Origin of the sequence: Aliiroseovarius sp. F47248L (genome assembly GCF_023016085.1) — a bacterium.
Classification (GTDB): Bacteria; Pseudomonadota; Alphaproteobacteria; order Rhodobacterales; family Rhodobacteraceae; genus Aliiroseovarius.
The window spans coordinates 43,203-65,520 of record NZ_JALKBF010000001.1 but is presented as its reverse complement, the minus strand read 5'-3'; the positions used below and the strand labels follow the sequence as shown (position 1 = coordinate 65,520).

Here is a 22,318-nt window from a genome sequence, read left to right as displayed (position 1 = left end):
GGAGGGGTAACGTCAAGCAGGCCCAATAAAACTGGCTTGGTTCCGCCTTTCCCGTCATTCCCTGTTAACCTGTGGAGAAACAAATGTTTTCTGTGGACAACTGCTTCACCTGCGAAAGTTTGTCTTTACAGAGAGTCAGTGACCTGACACCATATCTAGTAAGGGCAAGGTGCGCAGAACGCCGAACCTAGTACAGGCATCAAGTCTTAGTGGCCGCATTTGGTCTTGGCAGACCATCTGCACAAAGCGCCGTAAGGCTGAAACGAAGGGAAGGACAACACAATGTCCGCGACCGAGCAGTTTATCGAAAGTGACGATCTTCACCCCATCGACATCGTCGAAACCATAGCGGAACACAACGCGTGGGAGTTTGACCGTGTAGCAGATGACCAGATTGCGATGGCCGTCGAAGGGCAATGGCGAACCTATTCCCTGACCTTGGCTTGGTCGCCCTATGACGAAACCCTGCGTCTGATCTGCACGTTTGAAATGGAACCACCCGAACAAAGCCTGCCCCGCCTTTACGAGGCGCTGAATCGTACCAATGACATGTGTTGGACCGGGGCGTTCACCTATTGGCACGAACAGCGACTGATGGTGTATCGCTATGGTCTGGCCCTGAATGGCGGACAGATTGTCAGCCCACAGCAGATTGACCAGTTGATCTCAAGCGCGGTTGCCACTTCTGAACGGTTCTATCCGGCCTTCCAATTGGTCTGTTGGGCCGATCGCAGTGTGGACGACGCGCTTCAGGTCGCCATTGCCGAGGCCTATGGCCGCGCCTGATCCGGCCACATGATGTTCTCACGACAAAGCTCGGCTTCGGCTGGGCTTTTTTGCTGGCGCCCTGCCCAAGCCCCGCGTTATCCATAAGCCCAATAATGAAGGAGCCATCATGAGCGCTGGGAACATGAAAAAGCTTGAGGCACGCGGACTTGTGCTTCTGGGTTGCGGCAAGATGGGGTCCGCCATGCTGGAAGGCTGGTTGGCGCAAGGGCTACCCTCAGGGTCGGTCTGGGTGAATGATCCATACCCATCCGATTGGCTATCTGGGACAGGGGTGAACCTGAACACGACCTTGCCTAACAGCCCAGCCATCGTTTTGGTCGCCGTCAAACCTCAAATGATGGCGGATGCGCTGCCCACGCTGGCTGGATACGGCAACGGCACCACGCTTTTTCTGTCTGTCGCCGCTGGTACACCGATTTCGACGTATGAAGCTATGCTTGGGAACCAGACGCCGATCATTCGCGCCATGCCCAACACGCCCGCCGCCATCGCGCGTGGGATCACGGCAATGTGCGGCAACGATCATGCAACCGCCGTGCATATGGACATGGCCGAGGCGCTTTTGTCCGCCGTTGGGCAGGTGGTCCGGCTCGACGGCGAACACCAGATGGACGCGGTCACAGGTGTTTCCGGTTCAGGACCGGCCTATGTGTTCCACCTGATCGAAACACTCGCCGCTGCTGGCGCTGCTCAAGGATTGTCGATGGAATTGTCGATGCAGCTTGCCAAGGCGACCGTCGCCGGGGCGGGCGCCCTAGCGATGCAGTCCGATGACGATCCGACCCAATTGCGGGTGAACGTGACAAGCCCAGGCGGAACCACTGCCGCTGCGCTTGAGGTCTTGATGAACGAAAAAAGCGGCTTCCCCGCCCTTCTATCTCGTGCTGTTGCCGCCGCTGCCAACCGATCCAAGGAGCTTGCCAATGGGTGATCTGAGTTTTGACGATTTCTTGAAGGTCGACATTCGCAAAGGCACCATTACGCGCGCCGAACCCTTCCCCGAGGCCCGCAAGCCCGCTATCAAGCTATGGGTCGATTTTGGACCGGAGTTGGGCGAGAAGAAAAGCTCGGCCCAGATCACCGTGCATTACGAGCCGGACACTCTGGTGGGGAAAGAGGTGTTGGCCGTTGTCAACTTCCCCCCGCGCCAGATCGGCCCGGTGATGAGCGAGGTTCTGGTGCTAGGGCTGCCCGATGACAACGAAGATATCGTGCTGTTGACGCCGGACAAGACCGTGCCAAACGGCGCGCGGATGTACTGATGCGGCTGTTCATCTCGCGCGCCCTACCCGACAACGTGATTGATCGCGCTCGGGCAACATTCGATGTGACTCTTCGCACAGAAACGACCTCGTTGTCGCAAGACGAAATGATCGCCAGCCTGCGCGGCTTCGATCTGGTGCTGCCAACTTTGGGTGATTGCTATACCGCCGAGGTGTTCAAGGCGGCTAACAACATTCGCGCCAAACTGTTGGCCAATTTCGGCGTCGGCTACAATCATATCGACGTGGACGCCGCCCGCGCCCATGGCGTAGCCGTGTCCAACACGCCCGGCGCCGTCACAGATGCCACCGCCGATACAGCGATGACGCTAATCCTGATGACAGCACGTCGCGCGGGTGAAGGTGAACGGATGGTGCGTGCGGGCCGATGGGAAGGTTGGCACCCGACGCAGATGCTAGGCTTGCACATTACCGGCAAGACTGTGGGCATCATCGGCATGGGCCGGATCGGCGAAGCCATCGCCGCCCGTTGCCACCATGGTTTCGGGATGAATGTGGTGTTTTTCAACCGCTCGCCCAAATCCCTGCCCTTCCCGGCGCTACAGATGGACAGCATTCGGGAAGTGGCGCGCACCTGCGATATTCTGGTGATCGCGGTCCCCGGCGGCGCGGATACACGGCACTTGATCGGCCCTGACACCTTCGTTGCCATGCAACCCCACGCCATCCTGATCAACATTGCCCGCGGCGAGATCGTCGACGAAACCGCCCTGATCGCGGCGCTTGACTCTGTACAAATTGCCGGTGCCGGGCTGGACGTTTACGAGTTCGAACCCAAAGTTCCGGACGCTCTGATCGCCCGCGAAAACGTGACGTTGCTGCCCCATCTGGGCACGGCGACGCTGGAGGTCCGGACCGCAATGGGAATGCTGGCGATGGACAATCTGGAGGCGTTCGCGGCAGGCAAGCCGCTGGTCAGTCCCGTCTAGGCTAAGCCCCGGTGGCAATATCACCCACCGCCTCGCGCCAGTGTCGCCGACACAGCGAAACATAGCTTTCGTTCCCGCCGATCTGCACCTGATCACCTGCGGTCATCACGTTACCTTCCCCGTCTTGGCGCACAACCATCGTGGCCTTCTTGCCACAATGGCAGATTGTGCGCACCTCGCGCATTTCGTCAGCCAGCGCCAAAAGGGCGGCGGAACCGGGAAAAAGCTTGCCCTGAAAATCCACGCGCAATCCATAACACATGACCGGCACACCAAGGTCGTCCACCGCACGCGCCAGTTGCCACACCTGATCAGGTTCAAGGAACTGCGCTTCGTCAATAAACACACAGGCGCAGGGACCAGCATCCAACCGCGCTTTTATTTTTTGAAACAGGTCTTCACCGGCAGCAAATGTATCAGCATCAGACCCGATCCCGATTCGACTACCAATCCGTGCAGCGCCAACGCGCTTGTCCAACTGCGCAGTGATCAGAAAAGTCTGCATCCCACGTTCGCCATAGTTATGGCTGGCTTGCAAGAGCAGGGTCGATTTTCCTGCATTCATCGTCGAATACTGAAAGTATAGTTTTGCCATGCACAGGGATTACGCCGCACAGGCCTCGTGATCAAGGCCATCTGACAACATGAGCGCAGACGAAAAGGGGGTAGCAGAGACGAAATCAATACCGAGGTCTGCGGGTCGAAACCCTGGGGATGGAACGGACCTCAAACTCACTACGCGTGTCCTGCTGACACTGACCTGATCACCTGACCAAATCCCCGCCATAATACACATGACGGGCCCTTTCCGTGCGCTGGCACAACCTGCACCAAGCACTCGATAAACTCACCAACTTGCCACGGATTAAATAAGCCATTCCATTGCGCTTAGAATAATGGGAAAAGAAAACCGGTTTTCCCCGCAAAGCAGTGCGGACGCGATGAGGTTACGAAGATGGACAGTATTGGCAGCTATCTGAAAAAACACACCGAGGCTTTGGTCAAGGATGTGGGGCTTGAAGCCGCCTGTGAGCTTACAGGCAAATCCAAGGCAACGCTGGGCCGGTATTATTCTGACAGTGACGAACACTCGGATCGGTTTATGCCCGTCGACGCCGTTGCCGCCTTAGAAAAGGCCGCGCGTTACCCCCATGTGACAGGCGCACTGGCGGAGCTACGTGGCATTACCATGTCCTATGATGCAGAGCGCAAGAACACCCAGGGCGGCGGTGTCAATTCCGACGTGATCGCTCTTTCACAACGGTTTGCCATGTTGATGGGCGAGTATCAGCAATCTATCGAAGACGGCATCATCACAATCAATGAAGCCAAACGGCTGCTGCGCGAAACCTTGGCGCTGCAGCACGTGCTGATCGACATGAAGCTGCATTTGGAAGAAGAAAGCGGCAGCTGAGGGTGCAACCCATCAAGATCGCCAGCCATGTGACGCCACCGGCCAAGGCCGTCAGCGCAACAAAGGCACTGCCTGCATCCCTCGCCTGCTCTGCAAGCGGATGACGGTCTTTTGTCACAAGATCCACAACTTGCTAGATCGCCGTATTGATAAGCTCGGACGCCACGACCAAAATGGACAGGGCAAGCGTCAAAGCGCACTCTCCACGGCTAAGATCAAGCCAAAGCGCAAGACCGCAGGATAAAAGGCATACAATCGTCCACTGGTGCAGCGATTTTTATGTTTTCCATGCAGCACGCCATCCTACCCAAGACCAGAGGCAGGTGTTCCAGAAACGTTTCAGTTCCGTCCGGTTCATCACCGCGCCTCCGGTTTTGCATGGGTAACATAGTGATCCACACAATCCTGCACGCGGCGAAACCGGTCGCCGCCCAGCTTGATGCCACCAAACCAACGTGTGACCACTATAATATGTCCATGCAAACCTTCCCGCTCCAGCATCCTAAGAATGACCAGTCCCGCGCCGGCCTCGCCGTCATCCCCCTTGATGGGGCCGCCATCAGGCAAGATCGCAGCCCAGGTGTTGTGGGTGGCCTTGGCAAACCGCTTGTCGCGAGCAAGCTTTTTCAGAAACGCCTTTACATCGGCGCGCGACGTAACCGGGCCACCCGATACTGCGTATTTGGACCCTCGATCCGTTAGAAACCCACTGAATTGCTGCATATGTCCCAGCTGTCTCCTAGTTTACAACGACCGCGTCTAACCAAGGCTATGGCGTTTACCGTGTGAACGCTTAAACTCGACCTATGTTTACCATTGAGCACGAATTTGATGCCACTGTCGTTACCCTTGTGGACGAGGGTAGAGAGCATCTGAACGAAGATGTCATCATCAATGCTTTCGACGATTGCGTCACATTAGAGCAATGGGATCCACGCACGGATCTGGTGCATAGAATAACACTGTCACTTGCGCAGCTCAGGGATCTGACCGCAGCCCTGAACCTGCCTGAAGGGATCTATCGCTCGACGCAAGTTAAGGACGAGTAGGCCTTCGTCTACATGACGGAGATGAACTTCCCCTTTGCAAAATTGAACTGCCGATGCCTCCGGCGGGGATATTTGTAACAAGAAAAAGCGTAAGCTTTTGTTAACCAATGCGGGCTAGTCTGGTTTTGCGGTACAGGCGGGGACGCCGATGACCGCACAAGGAAAAGCGAGAGCTTGAAAGAGAGGGCATCCCCCTCTCTTTTTTCTTGTTCCAAATATCTCGGGGTGAGGCCACCCGCGCCGCGGGGGGCCGAGGGGCAGCGCCCCTAGCTTGCGGCGTATTACTTGGATATCGGGCTTAGCGCGCAATCCCACTCAGTAACTGTATTCTTCATAAAGGTGAGTCAGATCGCCGCCCCATTCGCCATTATACTTGGTAAGCAATTCACAGGCAGGCGAGCGCCCTTCCTCGACGCTTTCCTGAAGGGCATTCAGGAAATGGGTTTCGTCTGGCACCAGTCCGGCGTTGCCGGCTCGGGCGCGGGCTTTTAGCCCGGCTTCGGCGATCTTAACCGCCTCGCGGGCAAGGTCGTGCAGCTTAATGCCGCCCGCTTCGCCCTGCAAGCCCTTGACCGACGCAGCCACCCGCAATCCTTCTCGGGTCTCGGCGTCCAAGCTCTTAACCAAATCCCAAGCCGCGTTCAGACTGTTTTGATCATACATCAGGCCCACCCAGAACGCAGGCAGCGCACAAAGGCGGCGCCACGGGCCACCATCAGCACCGCGCATCTCCATGTATTGCTTGATACGAGCTTCGGGGAAGATCGTTGTCAGGTGATCGGCCCAATCGGATAGGGTCGGTGTTTCACCCGGCAGTGCCGGAAGTTTGCCCTGCATGAAGTCGCGGAACGATTGGCCCAGCGCGTCGATATATTCCCCGTCGCGATAGACGAAATACATCGGCACATCGAGCACGTATTGCACGTAGCGCTCGAACCCCATCCCGTCTTCGAACACGAAGGGCAGCATTCCGGTGCGGGCCGGATCCAGATCGCGCCAGATGCGCGAGCGCCACGACTTGTGACCGTTGGGTTTGCCTTCAAAAAACGGCGAATTGGCGAAAAGCGCGGTGGCCACGGGCTGCAATGCCAGTGCCACACGGTACTTTTTCACCATGTCGGCTTCGCTTGCGAAGTCGAGGTTCACTTGTACGGTGCAGGTTCTATACATCATCTGTTTGCCGTGGGTGCCGACCTTGTCCATGTAGTCGGTCATCAGCTTGTAACGCCCCTTGGGCATCACCGGCATCTGCTCATGCGTCCAATCGGGCGCTGCGCCAAGGCCGATGAAGCGCGCACCGATCCCATCCGCGACTTCCTGCACTTCGCGTAGATGTTCGTTCACCTCGTCACAGGTTTGGTGGATGGTTTCCAGTGGTGCCCCGGACAGCTCGAACTGTCCGCCCGGTTCAAGGCTGATATTCGCGCCGTCACGCTCTAGCCCGATCAGGTTGCCCGCCTCGCGCACCTCAGTCCAGTTGAAGCGGTCGCGCAAACCTTCCAGCATCGCCAAGATCGACCGCGGCCCATCATAAGACAGCGGCTTTAGCGTGTCCTTGCAATAGCCGAACTTCTCATGCTCGGTCCCTATCTTCCACGCATTACGCGGCTTGCAGCCGTCTGACAAATACTGGGCCAACTGGTCTTGGTGGGTGATCGGTCCGCCGCCGGACTGAGGGATGGACATGGGCGTCTCCTACTGTTCGCGCCTTGCAGGGTCTTCAAGTCGTGGGGCAATGGGTCGAGACTGTCAATGCAGCTTTACGACCGCGCGTTGCCAGATCACGACAGTTTCATTGGGCGGAGTGTTGGCGGCACGGATGGCCACATCAATGTCTGCGCCAGACAGAGCGGTGAGCGCGTCAAACAGCGCCTCGGCCCCTTCTGCGCGCACCGGGATGAACAAAATCTCGTTGCCTGTGCGAAAGCGCCAAACCGCCATGCCCGCGCGGTCTTTTGCGATCTCGATCCGGCCCACATCGTCGAGCGAAGCGAACCCGCCCCCGACGGGCGCCAGATAGGTGATTTGCCGTTCATCTACCTGCACCACACCAACGCCACCATGCCCCGCCCGAATGCGCGCGTGACGCAGGCCTAACCACAGGATCGCTGCGCCGAACGCCGCGACGGTCAGGCCGATCCACTTGATCAGCCCCAGCGATCCGATTGCCCACCAAAGCCCCATTACGATCACCGCACCGCCAACCAAGGATTCGCGATATCTGGCCAGTGTTTCCCGGGCTTCTGGTCGCATGAAACTCATCCGTTGGCTCCGATCACGCGCGGTTTGGCAAGAATGGCCAATGTATAGGTGCCAATCCTTTGAAAACCGATAGCTTCGTAAGCGCGGCAGGCTGGTTCACCGCTGGCAAACAGGATCGCGGTTTTCACACCGCGTTCGCGCGCTTCCAATAGGTGAAGCGCGACAGCGGTTCGGGCATAGCCTTTCGACCGGTGTTCCGGGGGCGTATAGACGCCGCCGATCTGCACCATGTCGGGCAAGGACGCGTTGAACGCGGTCTTCGCGACGGGCATGCCGTCGACCTCCAGAATGCGATGGCTGTCTGAATTCATGTGCGCCTGCGCATTTGCACTGGTGCGCGCACGAGTCACGTCGTTCAAAGGGGACCCCAAAACACTGGTGTCATAGTCAATGATCCAGTCGAACAGCAGGTCAAGATCGTCAGGTTTGGCGGGACGCAACCGCGCGTTGCTGGCGGGGTCTTCAAGATCGTAAAGGTCCAGCCTGTAATGCGGCTCATCGCGCATCACCGAATATGGCGCATTCTGTAGCCCCAGAACCTCCATTGCAGTCTTGATCTGAGGCGTGGCCCCCGTGATGCCTGCCACCGTTGCGCCTTTCAGCGCGTCGCGAAAAGCGATCCAGTCATCGGGGTCGTTGTCTAGTGCTTGACCCATAACAAACCCGGCGTTGCTCAGCCCAAAGACCGCGCGCATGGCACCATTCTTGGCCAGCCAAAACGTTGTCGCGCGCGGGTCGTCGGACCGATCCGGGCCAAGTCCCAGCCCGAATTGCGCAAGGTTGGATCGCAAGAACATGGAGCTTGCCGAATGGGGCTTCAGGAACGCATCTATCGCGCCCTCATCACCAGGCCTCGCCATGCGGATCAAGACCAATCTCCCAACACCTGCTGCCACATGGTCATGGCCGCCACGGCGGCAGTATCGGCGCGCAGGATGCGCGGGCCAAGGCTGACGGGGTGGGCGTTTTCCATCGCATGCAGGCGCGCCCGTTCCCGGTCAGAGAACCCGCCTTCGGGGCCGATGAAGATGGCCCAGCGGTGCCCACTGGCGGCAGAGAGTGTCTCGGCCGCACCCACAAGCGCTTCGTCACAAAACATGATCTGGCGATCATCTGGCCATGCGTCCAACAGCCTGTCCATGCGCATCAGATCGACCACTTCGGGCACATAGGTGCCACCGCATTGCTCGGCGGCTTCGATGGCATGAGCCTGCAGGCGGTCACGGCGGATACGTTCGGAATTGGTAAAGTCGGTCTGCATGGGCTGTATCAGGGCCGCGCCCATTTCGGCGGCCTTTTCCACGATGAAATCAGTGCGCGCTTTCTTGATCGGCGCAAAGCACAGCCACAGATCGGGCGGCATGTGCAAAGGTCGAGACTGGGTCTGACATTCCAGAACACCCTTGCGTTTACCTGCCTCGATGATCTCTGCCGGAAACTCTCCGTCCCGACCATTGAACAGCGCCACCAGATCGCCTTCGCCCAGCCGCATCACCCCAAAAAGGTAATGCGCCTGATCCCGCTCCAGCGAAACGGTTTGCCCCTCAGCCAAGGGGTGATCTACATAGAGCCTGACTTTCGCCTGTTTCATGAGGGAAACCTATGACCCAAAACGCCGATATGCCAGAGCCAAAAGGACGCGTGTCCGACGCCTATACCGACAACTGGGTCGACCATCGCGCCCCGGCCTGGAGCCGCCCCTATCTGCGCCTGAGCCGCGCGGACAGGCCCATCGGCACATGGCTATTACTGTTGCCTTGTTGGTGGGGGGTATTGCTGGCGGCCAATGTCAGCGGACGTTTCGGCTGGTCGGATGTGTGGATCATGGTGGGGTGTGCCATTGGTGCTTGGTTGATGCGCGGCGCGGGGTGCACGTGGAACGACATCACCGACCGCGATATTGATGAGCGGGTTGAACGGACGCGCAGCCGCCCTATTCCGTCAGGGCAAGTCACAGCGCGACAGGCGGCAATCTGGATGGCGCTGCAAGCCCTGATCGCGTTCGGGATTCTGCTGACCTTCAACGCTGCCGCGATTTTATTGGGCATCGTCTCGCTTGTGCCGGTTGCCATTTATCCCTTTGCCAAGCGATTCACATGGTGGCCGCAAGTTTTTCTGGGCATCGCCTTCAACTGGGGCGCGCTTCTGGCATGGACAGCGCACACCGGAAGCCTTGGATTGCCTGCGGTGGTGCTTTATGTCGCAGGCATTACCTGGACGCTGTTCTACGACACAATCTATGCCCATCAGGACACCGAAGATGACGCTCTGATCGGGGTCAAATCCACTGCCCGATTGTTCGGTGAAAACAGCCAAAAATGGTTGCTGTTGTTTCAGGTCCTGACCATCGTTTTGATGGCATTTGCAGTGATTTTAGCCATGGTTCCGGGTGAAAACATCCTGTCATTGGTCATTGCCCTTGGTGGTGTTTGGTTCATGGGTTGGCATATGATGTGGCAACTCAGGCAATTGAAAACAGACGATCCCAAGACTTGTTTGCGACTGTTCCGTTCCAACCGAAACACCGGGCTGATCCCTGTGCTGTTTCTCGCCATCGCAATATTGCTTTGATTGCGCCGGACTGCGACAGGCCTTAAGAAGCATAGGATTCACAAGATAACGGACGCCATTCAGTATGCGCCTTTCGCAAGTTTTTCTGGTTCCTGCCTCGTTCTTTATCGCTGCATTGGTGTCACTTCTCGCAGCAAACCTTGCCGTGTCCGCAATCGAGGCAACGTCGCAGGACGGCGTCATGGACGAACTGTTTCTGCAAGGTCACGAATGGGCCAGCGCCGAAGCCGATGGGCTTCAGGTGATCCTGTCAGGTGTGGCCCCGAATGAGGCCGCACGGTTTCGCGCACTTGCTGCCGCCGGCAAGGTCGTCGATTCGACACGCGTCATCGACAACGTGACCATCCCGGCCGCCGAAGCCATCAAACCACCACGCTTTTCGATCGAGATTCTGCGCAATGATGCGGGTATTTCGATGATCGGACTGATCCCGGCAGCTTCTGACCGCGAAGGCTTGAACAAAGACGTCAACGCGATAGCACGCGATTCTCATGTCACCGACCTGCTTGAAACCGCTGACTATCCGGTGCCTGCCAATTGGGACGAGGTGCTGGCCTTTGCGGTCTATGCACTTGAGACGTTGCCGCGCTCGAAAATCTCGATGGATGCGGACAAGGTGGCGATCACTGCATTGGCCGACAGTGTGGATCAGAAAGCCAAATGGGCGCGTGACCTGAAACGCGCAGCCCCTCGTACCGCCCTTTTGTCGATTGATATCTCGGCACCACGGCCAGTTATCACCCCTTTCACCCTGCGGTTCCTGATTGACGAAGATGGCCCACGTTTCGACGCGTGTTCAGCCCACACAACCGTCGGACGCGCGCGCATTGTATCTGCTGCGACCGAAGCAGGCCTGACCAAGGCCGCCAATTGCACCATCGGTCTTGGTGTTCCGTCGCCCGATTGGCCGGATGCCGTCGAAACCGGTATTCGTGCAGTCAGTGAGCTGGGTGGAGGCTCGATCACCTTCTCGGATGCAGATGTGACCCTTGTCGCCCCCGACACCACCCCGCAAGCCACATTTGACCGCATTGTCGGCGAGTTGGAGAACGATCTGCCCGACCTTTACTCCCTGCACTCCGTTTTGCCTGCCCCGGTCAAGATCGACGGCAGCGGTGAAGGCAGCGGGCCACCCGAATTTGTCGCCACCCGCAGCCCGGAAGGGCTGGTCCAGATGCGGGGTCGTCTGACAGACGAAACCCTGCGCAGCGCCACTGAGAGCTTTGCCCGGGCAAAGTTCGGATCGGGCAACGTGTACCCTGCTACGCGGCTGGATGGTGAATTGCCAAATGATTGGCCGACCCGCGTTCTGGCCGGGCTGGAAGCCCTGTCCTTTCTGTCGAGCGGGTCGGTCGTGGTTCAGCCCGAGGTCGTTGATATTCGCGGCGTGACCGGCGACCCGGATGCAAGCGATTCAGTTTCGCGCATACTGAGCGAAAAACTGGGTGCATCTGAGAACTTTCAGGTCGATGTAGACTATCAGGAAGAACTTGATCCGCGCCTGTCGTTGCCCAGCCCAGAACAATGTGCGGCCAACATCAACGCGATCATGGCCAAAGAAAAGATCACATTTGCCCCCGGTTCAGCGAATATCGAAGCCTCGGCCGCCGGAACCATCGACGAGATCGCCGAGATCATGAAAGATTGCGCGGATGTGCGAATGGAAATCCAAGGCTACACCGACAGTCAGGGACGTGAGGAAATGAACCTGGCCCTGTCGCAAAGCCGGGCGCAGGCGGTTTTGAACGCGCTTCTAACGCGCCGCATCCTGACGACAAACCTGACAGCACAAGGCTATGGCGAAGCAGATCCAATCGCCGATAATGGCACCGAAGACGGCCGCGAAGCCAACCGCCGGATCGAGTTCCGCTTGCTGGACACTTCTGATGCAGAAGACAGCGATACCGGCACTGATCCGGAAGGGCCCAATGACGCGGATGCCGCGGCCTCGGATACTGACGCACGCGAAGGAGAGGCCAGTACGTCCGACGAGGACGCAGATGCGACCCAAGACGCCGACGCTCCACCTTACAGTGGCGTGGACGTGTTCACGCCCAAAACCGATGACACCCGCCCAAAACCGCGCCCCGAGCGCTAGGCCTCCAAGCAAGGACTTTCTACGATGAACAGAACCGAGTTTATCATCGTCACCGCCATCATCTTGTTCGTGGCCTTTGCGCTTGGATGGTTCGCCCATTGGCTGATCCATCGGTTCGTTCAGGTCGCTGGAACCGAAATGGACGAATTGGACAAAATGGCACAAGCCCTTCATGAAGCCGAAGAAACCCGCGATCAGGCCATGACATATCTGCAGCAACGTGAAGCGGAGATGTCCAACCAGTTGCAACAGACCGAAGCAGAACTGAGCGCCGCCATGGATGGTCTACGCGATGCCCGGCAAGAAGCGGGCGAGCTTCGTGCCTATATCGAACGGGTCCAACAAGCGACCTGATCGATATCAGGTTTAACAACCGTCCCCAGATTTGGATATTGAATCCAATATGGGGTAGCGCCCCCTTTCCGTCCATGCTCAACTGATTCCATTGCGAACAGAATGATATGCCGGAGGAGGCGCGGGCATGGCTCTAAACATCCTTTTCATCATGTATGATCAGCTGCGGTTCGATTACCTCAGCTGCGCGGGGCACCCAACGTTAAGGACGCCAAATTTTGATCGTGTGGCCGCACGGGGCGTGCGGTTTAATCGTGCTTACTGCCAGTCTCCTGTTTGTGGTGCCAGTCGGATGAGCACGTATACAGGGCGCTATGTCTCGTCTCACGGCGCGTCGTTCAACAACTTCCCGCTGAAGGTCGGAGAAATGACAATAGGCGATCATCTGCGCAAAGCTGGCATGGGCTGTTGGTTGATCAGTAAGACCCATATGAAAGCCGATGTCGAAGGCATGGCCTGGCTGGGCTTGTCGCACGACAGCGTGATCGGTGCGCGGGTCGAGGAATGCGGCTTTGATGTCTGGATCCGTGATGAAGGTCTTTGGGCCGAGGGGCCGGCGGGCTTCTATGATCAGAAACGATCACCTTATAACGAATACCTTAAGGCCAAAGGTTACCCATCTGCAAACCCGTGGCATGATAATGCAAACGCGGGCGTGACCGACGAAGGCGACATCGCCTCAGGGTTTCTGGTGATGCATGCCGACAAACCCGCCAATATTCGTGAAGAAGACCGCGAAACCCCTTGGTTGACCAGCCGCACCATAGATTTCATCGAGACGCAGAAAGGCAAAGCTCCGTGGTGCGCCCATGTCAGCTTCATCAAGCCCAACTGGCCCTATATCGTGCCTGCGCCCTATCATGACATGTATGGCCACAACCACATCAAGCCGGTGGTCCGGTCCGAAGACGAACGCCGCGATCCACACCCGGTTTTCGGCGCATCCGATGACCACGCCGACCTTATTGCCGCGATGTATGATAAGCTGTTTTGCTGGGTGCGGCGGCAATCTCAGTGCACCACAATCTCTGACGCGCAGATCGCAGAGCGTCGCAAGGGCGGTTCGGGACAAGTTGGCATTCTTCTGGGCCTTTATGGGGATGAGGAGATACCACCAGACCATCTAACCGCTTATTCCGGCAAAGCTACGCCTGTTGACCCGTCCTGATATGCGGCTGTTTTCGACTAAGACCCGCCCGGTGCATATGGGGCCTTATCCGCTTGAAGGGCTGATCCGCACGCAGGCTTCCCCCGATTTGTCCGGCATCCCCCCTGTGTTGCCCGTCCGGTTTGATCGCCCGGACAAGCCCGACAGCATCGTCAACGCCATGGCCCCTTATCAAGCCGCGCTGGACGCAATTCGTGACGGCGATGTGAACCCGGCACGGGCAACCATCCCTGATGATCTTGCTGAGCGAAGTGAACATCTTAAAGCCTTTGGATACTTCTCGGATGCGTCCATGGTGGGCATCGCGGATTTGGAATCAGATGATTTTCTTGACCAGCCAATCATCAACACGAACATCGAAGCGCTCGTAACCTCGCTGGAACATCGCGAAGTCCGCACGTTGGCCGCCGGGATCGACACATTGATGGCCGAGCTGCGTGCAAGCCTCAAGGCCACACCCCGTCCGGGAAGCAACCACCGGCATGCCATCGTGTTTCTGTATGAGCACCACCGCGATCCCAAGCCGGATGAACCGGGCGCTGCCTGGATCATGGATGCACAGAACCAACGCGCCTGTCTGTTGGGGGCAGAGACCGCGATTGTCATCGCAAACTACATCCGCCTTTTGGGCTTTGATGCCAAAGCCCATACCGGAGCTGCGACGGATGTGGATTTAAACCGGTTGGCAGTGGCAGGCGGGTTGGCAACTGAGGAAAACGGACAGATCGTTGCACCTTGGATCGGTCCGCGGTTTGGGTTGGCGGCAGTAACGACGGATATGGCGCTGTTGGCCGATAAACCTCTTGCGCCTTTGTCGAAACAGCCTTGGCACCAGATCAACGGCCCGGCGTGGTGGTTGGGAACAAAGACAACGAAATCGGCACTGAACCGCGATCCTTATGCGAAACGTGACTATGCGATGGGTGCCCACCCGTTCGAGCGATTGAAGCGGGTCGACACGCCGACCACATACATTGATGAACCCAATGTGGCCCGCGTTCCGAAACGTGCCGACATGTTCGCCCGCGCCCAGTTCGGGGATATGGGAAAACAGCTGCAAGAGCATTCATCCGGCGGTATGTATGTTCGCAAGGCAGCCCCCAGCTATGCCCAGCGCCGCGCGCTAGGGTTGCTAACGCCATTGCAAGATGGACCGATAGCGGATCAGGACAGGCGACCCAATGATCCGGTCGGAAACGCCAATGCTCTGAAGGCCGCCAGCTATTTCCTTGGCATCGACGCGGTAGGTACCAGCCAGTGCCCGGACTGGACGTGGTACAGCCACGACACCACGGGAGCCGAGATTGAACCCACGCATGATCAGGCGGTATCAATGATCGTCGATCAGGGATTTGAGACGATGGAGGGCGCGTCGGGCGATGACTGGATCGCCGTCAGTCAATCCATGCGCGCCTATCTGCGGTTCTCGCTGATCGGTGGCGTGATCGCACAGCAAATCCGCAACCTTGGCTATTCTGCCAAGGCGCATACAGTGATGGACGGGACCGTTCTGCAACCACCCCTTTTGTTACTTGCAGGGTTGGGCGAGGTCAGCCGGATCGGCGAAGTCATCCTGAACCCCTATCTCGGCCCGAGGCTAAAATCGGGGGTTGTGACGACGGACATGCCGATGGCGCATGACAAGCCGATCGACTTCGGCCTGCAACGGTTCTGCGAAGCCTGCAACAAATGTGCGCGAGAATGTCCGTCAGGCGCGATCACCGCCGGGCCGAAGCTGATGTTCAACGGTTATGAGATCTGGAAGTCAGACAGCCAGAAATGCACGACCTATCGCGTGACCCAACCCGGTGGGGCAATGTGTGGGCGCTGTATGAAAACCTGCCCGTGGAACCTTGAAGGCCTATTTGCCCAAGCCCCATTCAGGTGGGCGGCTTCGAACCTTCCCGGGGCTGCCCCGGTGCTGGCCAAGCTGGATGATGCCATCGGCAACGGAGAGCTGAACGACACGAAGAAATGGTGGTGGGATCTGAAACTCGGACCAGATGGCGGCTATCATCCGTCTGACGAACCCGTGAACCGGCGCGGTCTGAACCGTAATCTGGATCTGAAATACGAAGATCAAACGCTGGCGGTGTACCCCGCCCCTCTCGCCCCTCCGCCTTATCCCTATCCCTTCCCGATGGATCGTGAGGCCGGAATCGCAGCCTATCAGGCGATGATCTCGGCCAAAGAGTATCGCGCGCGGCTGGCGGCTGGCGAAAGCTCCATGATCCACCGTTACACAATGCCCAACGAAGCCCCCGTGGTGCAGTTGGTTGTGAACCGGGTTGAACCCATGGCCGAAGGTGTCACCAAATACGAGTTCTCATCCGTTGATGGTGCGCCACTTCCTGCATGGACAGCCGGGGCGCATCTGGATGTGTTGGTCTCGCCCGATTTTCTGCGCCAGTATTCTCTTTCTGGCGACCCGGCGGACCGGATGTCCTATCAGATCGGAGTATTGCGCGAACCTGATGGACGCGGTGGGTCAGCATTGCTTCATCGGATTTTCACTGAAGGACGGAAGGTGTTCGTCGCCAAGCCGATCAACCATTTTGAGTTGGACGAAAACGCGACCAAAACCTTCCTGATGGGCGGTGGGATCGGCATCACGCCGATGATCGCATTTGCTCACCGCCTGCACGCCATTGAGGCCGATTTCGCGCTGCATTACTCGGTCAGTCGCCGGGTGGATGCCGGATTTCTGAACGATCTTGCGGCGATGCCATGGGCGCACCGTGTCCATTTGCATTTCTCGGATGAAGGCTCGCGGGCGGAGTTCGATGCTATCCTGTCAGGTGCTCCAACAAACACCCAAGTCTATTGCTGTGGGGCGGACCGCTACATGTCGGCAGTGATGGAGGCCGCGGAACGGCAGGGAATCCCGGAAGCAGCGCGCCATTTGGAGTATTTCAATCCACCTGACCAACGCGAACACGAAAACCACCCGTTTACGCTCAAACTCAAAGATGGGCGACGGATAGAAGTGGCAAGTGACGAAACAGCAGCAGATGCCCTGAACGCGGCGGGCATCCATGTTGATGTGAAATGTTCGGACGGCATCTGTGGCGTCTGTAAATGCGGTGTAATCTCTGGTGGTATTGAACATCGCGACTTCGTACTGTCCAACGCACAGCGTGCAGAAAACATGATCTTGTGCCAAAGCAGGGCTGCTGACCCGAATGGCGAGATCGAAATTGACCTTTAGCCAATCGAAAAACGGAAAGCCGTGAATGGAAACAATACATGCGACGCTAGAAGACGCGGCAGAGATTAGCGCGTTTCTGAAGGAGTTGGCGGACCTTGGAAAACGACAAAGACCATGGGATGAAGCCTACGTACGCGAGTATTATATTGGTAATCCCGATAGCATCCAATGCAGCGTTGCCGTGGGTGACGACGGTGCAATCCTTGGGCTGCAGTCCCTCACCCGCGCGGCCGAAGGCAACGTTTACGACGTCACACCCGGCTGGGGTATTATCGGCACGCATGTCAAACCCAGCGCCGCCCGTCGGGGCGTTGGGAGAGCCCTGTTCGCCGCAACGATCAAAGCAGCCCAGAATGCGGGCATCGGAAACATTGATGCAACCATCGGCGCTACAAACGGCGAAGGCCTAGCCTATTACGAAGCAATGGGATTTCGCACCTACAGGTCAATGAACGGGGCGATCTGCAAGATGCTGGATGTCCCCTTTCCGTCTGCCTGACGTTTTATCGCCTTGATCACACTATTCGGCGTGTGCAACCTCTTTCGGCAAGGTCAGCAGGAAGGTGGTGCCTTTAATACCTGTCTGTTCCAGTGCCAGTGTGCCGCCATGTCCGCGCGCCAGTTCGGCAGCGATCGCAAGGCCAAGGCCAGACCCGCCCCTGCGGTTCGTTCCGGCAAAAGGCTGAAACAGATGGTCCTGTGTCGGTTTCGGCAGACCCGGTCCGGTATCGGCCACCCGGATCTGCCAATCCGTGTCAGTCTCTATGGCCTGAACGGCAATCTCACCCGCTTTGCCTGTCGCGACTATCGCCTGACGGGCATTACGCACAAGATTGGACAAGATACGATAGAGTTGCTCGGAATCGGCGCGCAGTGTCATGCCAGCCGGGATGTCTTCGGCAAAGGATAGGTCATGATCGCCAGCAGCCAGTCGTTCGCTGTCGAAAATATCACCCGCCAGATCGGACAGCACCACCCAACCCAGCGACGGTGCAGGTTCCTCTGCCTTCCCGAAGGTTAGTGTGTTTTCACACAGACTGACGGCACGGTGGATCGAATTCACCAGCTTTGGTCCGACACGTTTGACCATCGGATCCTTGCTGCTTTCCATACGGTCGGCAAATAGTTGCGCGGTCGTCAGGATATTTCGCAGATCGTGGCTGATCCGGGCCACTGCCCCCCCCAGTTGCGCCAACCGTTCTTTCTGTTTCAGAGCGCCCGTCAGGTCAGTCTGTAAGCCTTTAAGGGCAAGCTCAGCCTCGCGCAGCTCGGTGACATTGGTGCTGGGCTGGATGATCCTGCGCGCATCCTCAGGGTCGATGGCATAATCTTTCATATTGCCCACCACCCGCTTGATCGGTCGCACCATCAGAAAGCGCACTGCAACAAACAAAAGACCAGCTGTGATCACCGAAATGACTGCCGACAGATAAAGAATGTTCAGGCCATATTCCAACATCGCGCTGCGCAATTTAACCGTCATCATGGTGATTTCAATCACCAATCCGCCTTCGCGCACCGGGTCGCCAATCACGCGGATCACCTCGGGTTCTGGGGTGAACAACCGGCCCATCGCGTCGCGGATAAGGATAAAGGGTGTCGAATGCCGCAAATCGAAGCTTTTGTCGACCGCTGCGGGCATGGGCGAGGACAACATCAACTCCCGCACCTCATCGCGGCGCAGGACGACGTTGTAGACTTCGGCGTTTTCCAGAAGCTCGGCCTCAAGCTCTGGTGCGATCATGTCGTCGGCCAACAGCACAAGGGACGCAATCTGCGCGCGTTCCAGACGGGTGCGAAGGTAATCTTCGCGAAAGCGCGCCACGGACGGCACAAATATCAGCACTTCTGCCAGCATGACGAACAGGGTCGTCAGGATCAGGAAACGGCCTGAAAGGGTGTTAAACACGGCGCGCGCTCCGCTGTTATGTCATCATGGCAGGACCCGTTGTACCAGTCCAACAATCCGCTTGACCCAAGGGTTATCAAACAGTCGCGGCGAGAAATAGGCCCCTGCTGCACGTTTGCTAACTTCCGCTATCGTAGGATAGGGCGCAACCATTGCTGCGATCTGGCTCATCTTCAGATTATTGGCCAGTGCAAGTGCCCACAGGTTGATCATTTCTCCCGCCCCGGGTCCAACAATGGATGCGCCCACAGGACGACCTTTCACGATCATCACCTTAATCAGACCGTTGGTTTGCTGCGTGGCAATGGCGCGGTCATTGCCGGAAAAGTCGAACCGGGTGAGTTCAAGCTTGTCACCATGTTTTTCGTGTGCTTCGGCCTCGGTCAGCCCGATTTGCGCCAATTCTGGTGACGTATAAGTTGCCCAAGGGATATGATCGGTGCGTTCCGAAGATGGCAGCCCAAACAACATTGAACGGATGATAACCCCTGCGTGGTATCCCGCCACATGGGTAAACTGAAGCCCGCCTGCAACATCACCAATGGCATAGATCTTGCGGTTGGTGGTGCGCAATCCCGCGTCCACTTTGATGCCAGCATGCGTCGGCTCTACCCCTGCGGCCTTCAGGTTTAGCTTGTCGGTATTGGCTTTGCGTCCCACGGCGACCAACAGATGGGTGCCTTTGTACACGCGGCCGTCTTTGACCTCGACTTCAATAGCACCAGATTTGCCGCGCACCTCGGCGGCCAGCGCCTCTTCTTCGATAGCGATGCCATCGTTGCGCAATGTGTCCAACACCTGTGCTGCCAGTTCCGGGTCATCTTTGCTCAGCGCTTTCGCCCCTTCTATGACGGTCACATCACAACCGAAACTACGATGCGCCTGCGCCATCTCCAACCCGATGGGCCCCCCGCCGATGATCAGCAGGTGCTTGGGCTGTTCCTTCAGGTCAAAAAGCGTTTCGTTCGTCAGATACGGCACCTTGTCCAACCCGGGAATGGGCGGCACCAAGGGCGACGATCCAGTGGCAATCACGAAGCGCCGTGCCTCGATGATACGATTACCGACCTCAACTTCGGTTGGCGACGTAAACCGGCCATACTCCTGTATGACACGCACGCCCAACCGTTCGAACCGCTCAACCGAGTCGTGCGGCTCAATAGTCGCAATAGTCTGCTTTACATGCCCATGGGCATCATCCCACCCCATCCCGACCTTGGCTGCATGAAGCAATGCCTTTGAGGGCACACAGCCATAGTTCAGGCAATCCCCGCCCATCTTGTGACCCTCCAGTAGCACCACTGACGCCCCCATCTGAACCGCGCCTGACGCCACGGACAAACCACCCGATCCACCCCCGATTACGCAGACATCGACCTTGATACGTTCGGCCATTTCAGGCTCCTTTTTTAAAACGCTTCAGCACCATGGGAAGGGCAGCAAGCGCGGCCAGTCCCAAGATCGGCAGAAGGATGTGGGGTTCAAAGATGATGCCAAGGTCCGGAGTTTCGCCGCGCGCAAAAACCTCGCCCAGCCCAGCGCCGACAGATGTATAGACCAGCGCACCGGGCATGATCCCGAGGAAGGTTGAGATCACAAAACGATAAAGCGGAACGCCGACCAACGCGGGGATCAGGTTGGCCACGAAGAACGGCACGGCGGGTACAAGCCGGATCAGGAACAGGACCGACCATTGATTTTCGTCAATCCCATCTTTGATTACCTTCACCTTACCCTCACTGGCTTCCATCCGGGCGGCAAGTTTTTCGCCCAATCCCCAACGTGCCGCAAAAAAGATGATTGTGGCCCCGATCGTCGCACCTGCAACGTTGAAAACGACTCCCGGAAAGGTAGCGAACAGGAAACCACCGGTCAGTGTCGCAATCGTCGCACCGGGTAGAGAAAAGCTGACGATCACCACATAGGCCGCAATGAACACCAGCACAGTCATCAGATAATTTGCGTCTCGAAACGCCAACAGCGCCTCGCGGTTTTGCGCCAAAGTCTCGAAGCTAAGGTAGTCGCGCAGGGTGAACGCCCCAACAACAGCCACGACCAGTATCGCAATGATCGGAAGGCGGCGCAGAATCGTATGCTGGGCCTCTTTGGGGGTCTGTGCTTTTGGTTCGGTCATCATCATATGCGGCTCCGGTGCCAGTGCGGCGACAGTCTGCATTTGCTTGACCACAGGATGGGGCGAAACAGTCCCCTTGCCCACCCACATCACGCGTGGTTGAACTGTGATGACCAAAACGTTCCCGCCTGTAACAAAGGGCGGAAAATTCTTCATCAGGCATTTGACTTGCCCGTCAATGCCCCCTATAGACCGGACTTCGAATGACACACGCTCCGAATCCACCGGGATTGGGAAGCAATTGACGGAGACGGGCGATGAAACGCACCTACCAACCTTCGAACCTGGTTCGCAAACGCCGCCACGGCTTCCGTGCGCGTATGGCAACGAAAGCCGGTCGTAAGATCCTGAACGCGCGCCGTGCGCGTGGCCGGAAGTCGCTGAGCGCATAAGCGCTCGGGCCGCAGTCATGTCTGCGCCCAAAGCTGACACAACGAAGACCGCCGAGACCGAAGGGTCTGCGGCGGTTTCCGTTTGTGCGGATGATCCTATCATCGCAACTCTGACTGAACGTCGGGACTTCTTGGCAGCTGCGCGCGCGAGGCGTGCATCCGCGCCCGCATTTCTGCTGCAAGCGCGCAAGCGACGCGACACGGAAACGGCCCCGCCTTCCCAGATTCGTGTCGGCTTCACCTGCTCAAAGAAAGTCGGTAACGCCGTCGCAAGGAACCGCGCCAAGCGCCGACTACGCGCCATTGCCCGCGATATTCTCCCGACACATGGTCAGCCCGGATGGGATTACGTGCTGATTGGTCGCGCTGAAAAGACGGCCAGTCGTGTTTACTCTGATCTGCAAGCGGATCTACTCCGCGTCATCAAACAGATCCACGCATCGCGCCAGAAACCATGACCCCCGCTGCCTATCTATTATCGTTGCCGATCCGGGCCTATCGGATGGTCCTCAGCCCGTGGGTCGGTTGGAGTTGCCGTTATCAACCGACCTGCAGCGCTTATGCACTTGAGGCGTTGCAAAAGCACGGCGCGATCAAGGGCGGCTGGTTGGCGACTAAGCGGATCGCGCGCTGCAACCCATGGGGATCGTGCGGATACGACCCGGTGCCCGGCTCGGATCAAGACTGCAATCACTCGGATTGACCTGATCGTGCCCTGACGGTCACAACCTGAGGCTTCTTGAACACAGTTCTTGAAA

The 22,318-nt window shown here is 57.7% G+C and carries 23 protein-coding genes and 2 pseudogenes; 15 read left to right on the top strand and 10 right to left on the bottom strand.

Annotated features, from left to right (window positions below; translation table 11 throughout):
• Positions 1-282: 282 nt before the first annotated feature.
• From MWU51_RS00435 to MWU51_RS00420, 4 genes are all read left to right on the top strand, one after another.
• Positions 283-786, top strand: coding sequence for a YbjN domain-containing protein (locus tag MWU51_RS00435; protein ID WP_247033030.1), 504 nt, complete (start codon positions 283-285; stop codon positions 784-786).
• Positions 787-895: 109 nt separating this feature from the next.
• Entirely contained in the window at positions 896-1,720 is an 825-nt protein-coding gene (gene proC, locus MWU51_RS00430) for a pyrroline-5-carboxylate reductase (protein WP_247033028.1), read from the top strand.
• On the top strand, positions 1,713-2,051 hold the full coding sequence (locus MWU51_RS00425; protein ID WP_247033025.1) for a tRNA-binding protein: 339 nt from the start codon (positions 1,713-1,715) through the stop codon (positions 2,049-2,051). Before proC ends, MWU51_RS00425 begins: the two co-directional genes overlap by 8 nt.
• Positions 2,051-3,001, top strand: coding sequence for a D-glycerate dehydrogenase (locus MWU51_RS00420; RefSeq protein ID WP_247033024.1), 951 nt, complete (start codon positions 2,051-2,053; stop codon positions 2,999-3,001). The genes MWU51_RS00425 and MWU51_RS00420 overlap by 1 nt, the downstream gene beginning before the upstream one ends.
• 1 nt (position 3,002) lies before the next feature.
• On the opposite strand, the gene MWU51_RS00415 is transcribed toward MWU51_RS00420, so the two are convergent.
• Positions 3,003-3,596, bottom strand: a complete 594-nt coding sequence (locus tag MWU51_RS00415; RefSeq protein WP_247033022.1) for a thymidine kinase — start codon at positions 3,594-3,596, stop codon at positions 3,003-3,005.
• 360 nt (positions 3,597-3,956) lie between these two features.
• On the opposite strand from MWU51_RS00415, the gene MWU51_RS00410 reads away from it, so the two are divergent.
• Positions 3,957-4,415 (top strand): hypothetical protein, encoded by a 459-nt coding sequence (locus MWU51_RS00410; RefSeq protein ID WP_247033020.1) that lies wholly within the window; start codon positions 3,957-3,959, stop codon positions 4,413-4,415.
• Here MWU51_RS00410 and MWU51_RS00405 read toward each other — a convergent pair.
• Together MWU51_RS00405 and MWU51_RS00400 are read right to left on the bottom strand one after the other, a co-directional pair.
• A pseudogene (locus MWU51_RS00405) lies at positions 4,321-4,686 on the bottom strand (diacylglycerol kinase). The gene MWU51_RS00410 and the pseudogene MWU51_RS00405 sit on opposite strands and share 95 nt — an antisense overlap.
• A gap of 86 nt (positions 4,687-4,772) precedes the next feature.
• Positions 4,773-5,138 (bottom strand): YigZ family protein, encoded by a 366-nt coding sequence (locus tag MWU51_RS00400; protein WP_247033017.1) that lies wholly within the window; start codon positions 5,136-5,138, stop codon positions 4,773-4,775.
• An 83-nt stretch (positions 5,139-5,221) separates the two neighbouring features.
• On the opposite strand from MWU51_RS00400, the gene MWU51_RS00395 reads away from it, so the two are divergent.
• Positions 5,222-5,464, top strand: a complete 243-nt coding sequence (locus MWU51_RS00395; protein WP_247033015.1) for a hypothetical protein — start codon at positions 5,222-5,224, stop codon at positions 5,462-5,464.
• A 315-nt stretch (positions 5,465-5,779) separates the two neighbouring features.
• Here the strand turns inward: MWU51_RS00395 and MWU51_RS00390 are convergent, their stop codons facing one another.
• From MWU51_RS00390 to MWU51_RS00375, 4 genes are all read right to left on the bottom strand, one after another.
• Entirely contained in the window at positions 5,780-7,150 is a 1,371-nt protein-coding gene (locus tag MWU51_RS00390; RefSeq protein WP_247033013.1) for a glutamate--cysteine ligase, read from the bottom strand.
• A 63-nt stretch (positions 7,151-7,213) separates the two neighbouring features.
• On the bottom strand, positions 7,214-7,717 hold the full coding sequence (locus MWU51_RS00385) for a hypothetical protein (protein WP_247033011.1): 504 nt from the start codon (positions 7,715-7,717) through the stop codon (positions 7,214-7,216).
• A 5-nt stretch (positions 7,718-7,722) separates the two neighbouring features.
• Positions 7,723-8,586 carry a GNAT family N-acetyltransferase gene (locus MWU51_RS00380; protein ID WP_247038627.1) on the bottom strand — a complete coding sequence of 288 codons (864 nt, stop codon included), beginning with the start codon at positions 8,584-8,586 and terminating at the stop codon, positions 7,723-7,725.
• A gap of 5 nt (positions 8,587-8,591) precedes the next feature.
• Positions 8,592-9,317, bottom strand: coding sequence for a 16S rRNA (uracil(1498)-N(3))-methyltransferase (locus tag MWU51_RS00375; protein ID WP_247033010.1), 726 nt, complete (start codon positions 9,315-9,317; stop codon positions 8,592-8,594).
• Between the two features lie 11 nt (positions 9,318-9,328).
• On the opposite strand from MWU51_RS00375, the gene ubiA reads away from it, so the two are divergent.
• The 6 genes and pseudogenes from ubiA to MWU51_RS00345 all read left to right on the top strand — a co-directional run bounded on the left by ubiA (position 9,329) and on the right by MWU51_RS00345 (position 17,624).
• Entirely contained in the window at positions 9,329-10,297 is a 969-nt protein-coding gene (gene ubiA, locus MWU51_RS00370; RefSeq protein ID WP_247033009.1) for a 4-hydroxybenzoate octaprenyltransferase, read from the top strand.
• 64 nt (positions 10,298-10,361) lie between these two features.
• Entirely contained in the window at positions 10,362-12,395 is a 2,034-nt protein-coding gene (locus tag MWU51_RS00365; protein ID WP_247033007.1) for an OmpA family protein, read from the top strand.
• A gap of 24 nt (positions 12,396-12,419) precedes the next feature.
• Complete coding sequence (locus MWU51_RS00360) at positions 12,420-12,749, top strand: hypothetical protein (RefSeq protein ID WP_247033005.1); 330 nt, start codon at positions 12,420-12,422, stop codon at positions 12,747-12,749.
• Positions 12,750-12,876: 127 nt separating this feature from the next.
• Positions 12,877-13,689 (top strand): annotated as a pseudogene (locus tag MWU51_RS00355) (sulfatase-like hydrolase/transferase); the annotation flags it as partial.
• Positions 13,690-13,954: 265 nt separating this feature from the next.
• Positions 13,955-17,125 carry a reductive dehalogenase gene (locus tag MWU51_RS00350; protein WP_247038625.1) on the top strand — a complete coding sequence of 1,057 codons (3,171 nt, stop codon included), beginning with the start codon at positions 13,955-13,957 and terminating at the stop codon, positions 17,123-17,125.
• A 25-nt stretch (positions 17,126-17,150) separates the two neighbouring features.
• Positions 17,151-17,624 carry a GNAT family N-acetyltransferase gene (locus MWU51_RS00345; protein WP_247033003.1) on the top strand — a complete coding sequence of 158 codons (474 nt, stop codon included), beginning with the start codon at positions 17,151-17,153 and terminating at the stop codon, positions 17,622-17,624.
• Between the two features lie 21 nt (positions 17,625-17,645).
• On the opposite strand, the gene MWU51_RS00340 is transcribed toward MWU51_RS00345, so the two are convergent.
• The 3 genes from MWU51_RS00340 to MWU51_RS00330 are packed head-to-tail and all read right to left on the bottom strand — an operon-like array spanning position 17,646 to position 21,168.
• Positions 17,646-19,034 carry a HAMP domain-containing sensor histidine kinase gene (locus MWU51_RS00340; protein ID WP_247033001.1) on the bottom strand — a complete coding sequence of 463 codons (1,389 nt, stop codon included), beginning with the start codon at positions 19,032-19,034 and terminating at the stop codon, positions 17,646-17,648.
• A gap of 24 nt (positions 19,035-19,058) precedes the next feature.
• Positions 19,059-20,429: an FAD-dependent oxidoreductase gene (locus tag MWU51_RS00335; protein ID WP_247032999.1), complete on the bottom strand. Its 1,371-nt coding sequence runs from the start codon at positions 20,427-20,429 to the stop codon at positions 19,059-19,061.
• A 1-nt stretch (position 20,430) separates the two neighbouring features.
• On the bottom strand, positions 20,431-21,168 hold the full coding sequence (locus MWU51_RS00330; protein ID WP_247038623.1) for a TVP38/TMEM64 family protein: 738 nt from the start codon (positions 21,166-21,168) through the stop codon (positions 20,431-20,433).
• Positions 21,169-21,425: 257 nt separating this feature from the next.
• On the opposite strand from MWU51_RS00330, the gene rpmH reads away from it, so the two are divergent.
• The 3 genes from rpmH to yidD are packed head-to-tail and all read left to right on the top strand — an operon-like array spanning position 21,426 to position 22,263.
• Positions 21,426-21,560, top strand: coding sequence for a 50S ribosomal protein L34 (gene rpmH, locus MWU51_RS00325; RefSeq protein WP_005980833.1), 135 nt, complete (start codon positions 21,426-21,428; stop codon positions 21,558-21,560).
• Positions 21,561-21,577: 17 nt separating this feature from the next.
• Complete coding sequence (gene rnpA, locus MWU51_RS00320; protein WP_247032997.1) at positions 21,578-22,018, top strand: ribonuclease P protein component; 441 nt, start codon at positions 21,578-21,580, stop codon at positions 22,016-22,018.
• A complete protein-coding gene (gene yidD / locus MWU51_RS00315) occupies positions 22,015-22,263 on the top strand; it encodes a membrane protein insertion efficiency factor YidD (RefSeq protein WP_247032995.1) in 249 nt (82 codons plus the stop codon). The genes rnpA and yidD overlap by 4 nt, the downstream gene beginning before the upstream one ends.
• Positions 22,264-22,318 lie beyond the last annotated feature (55 nt).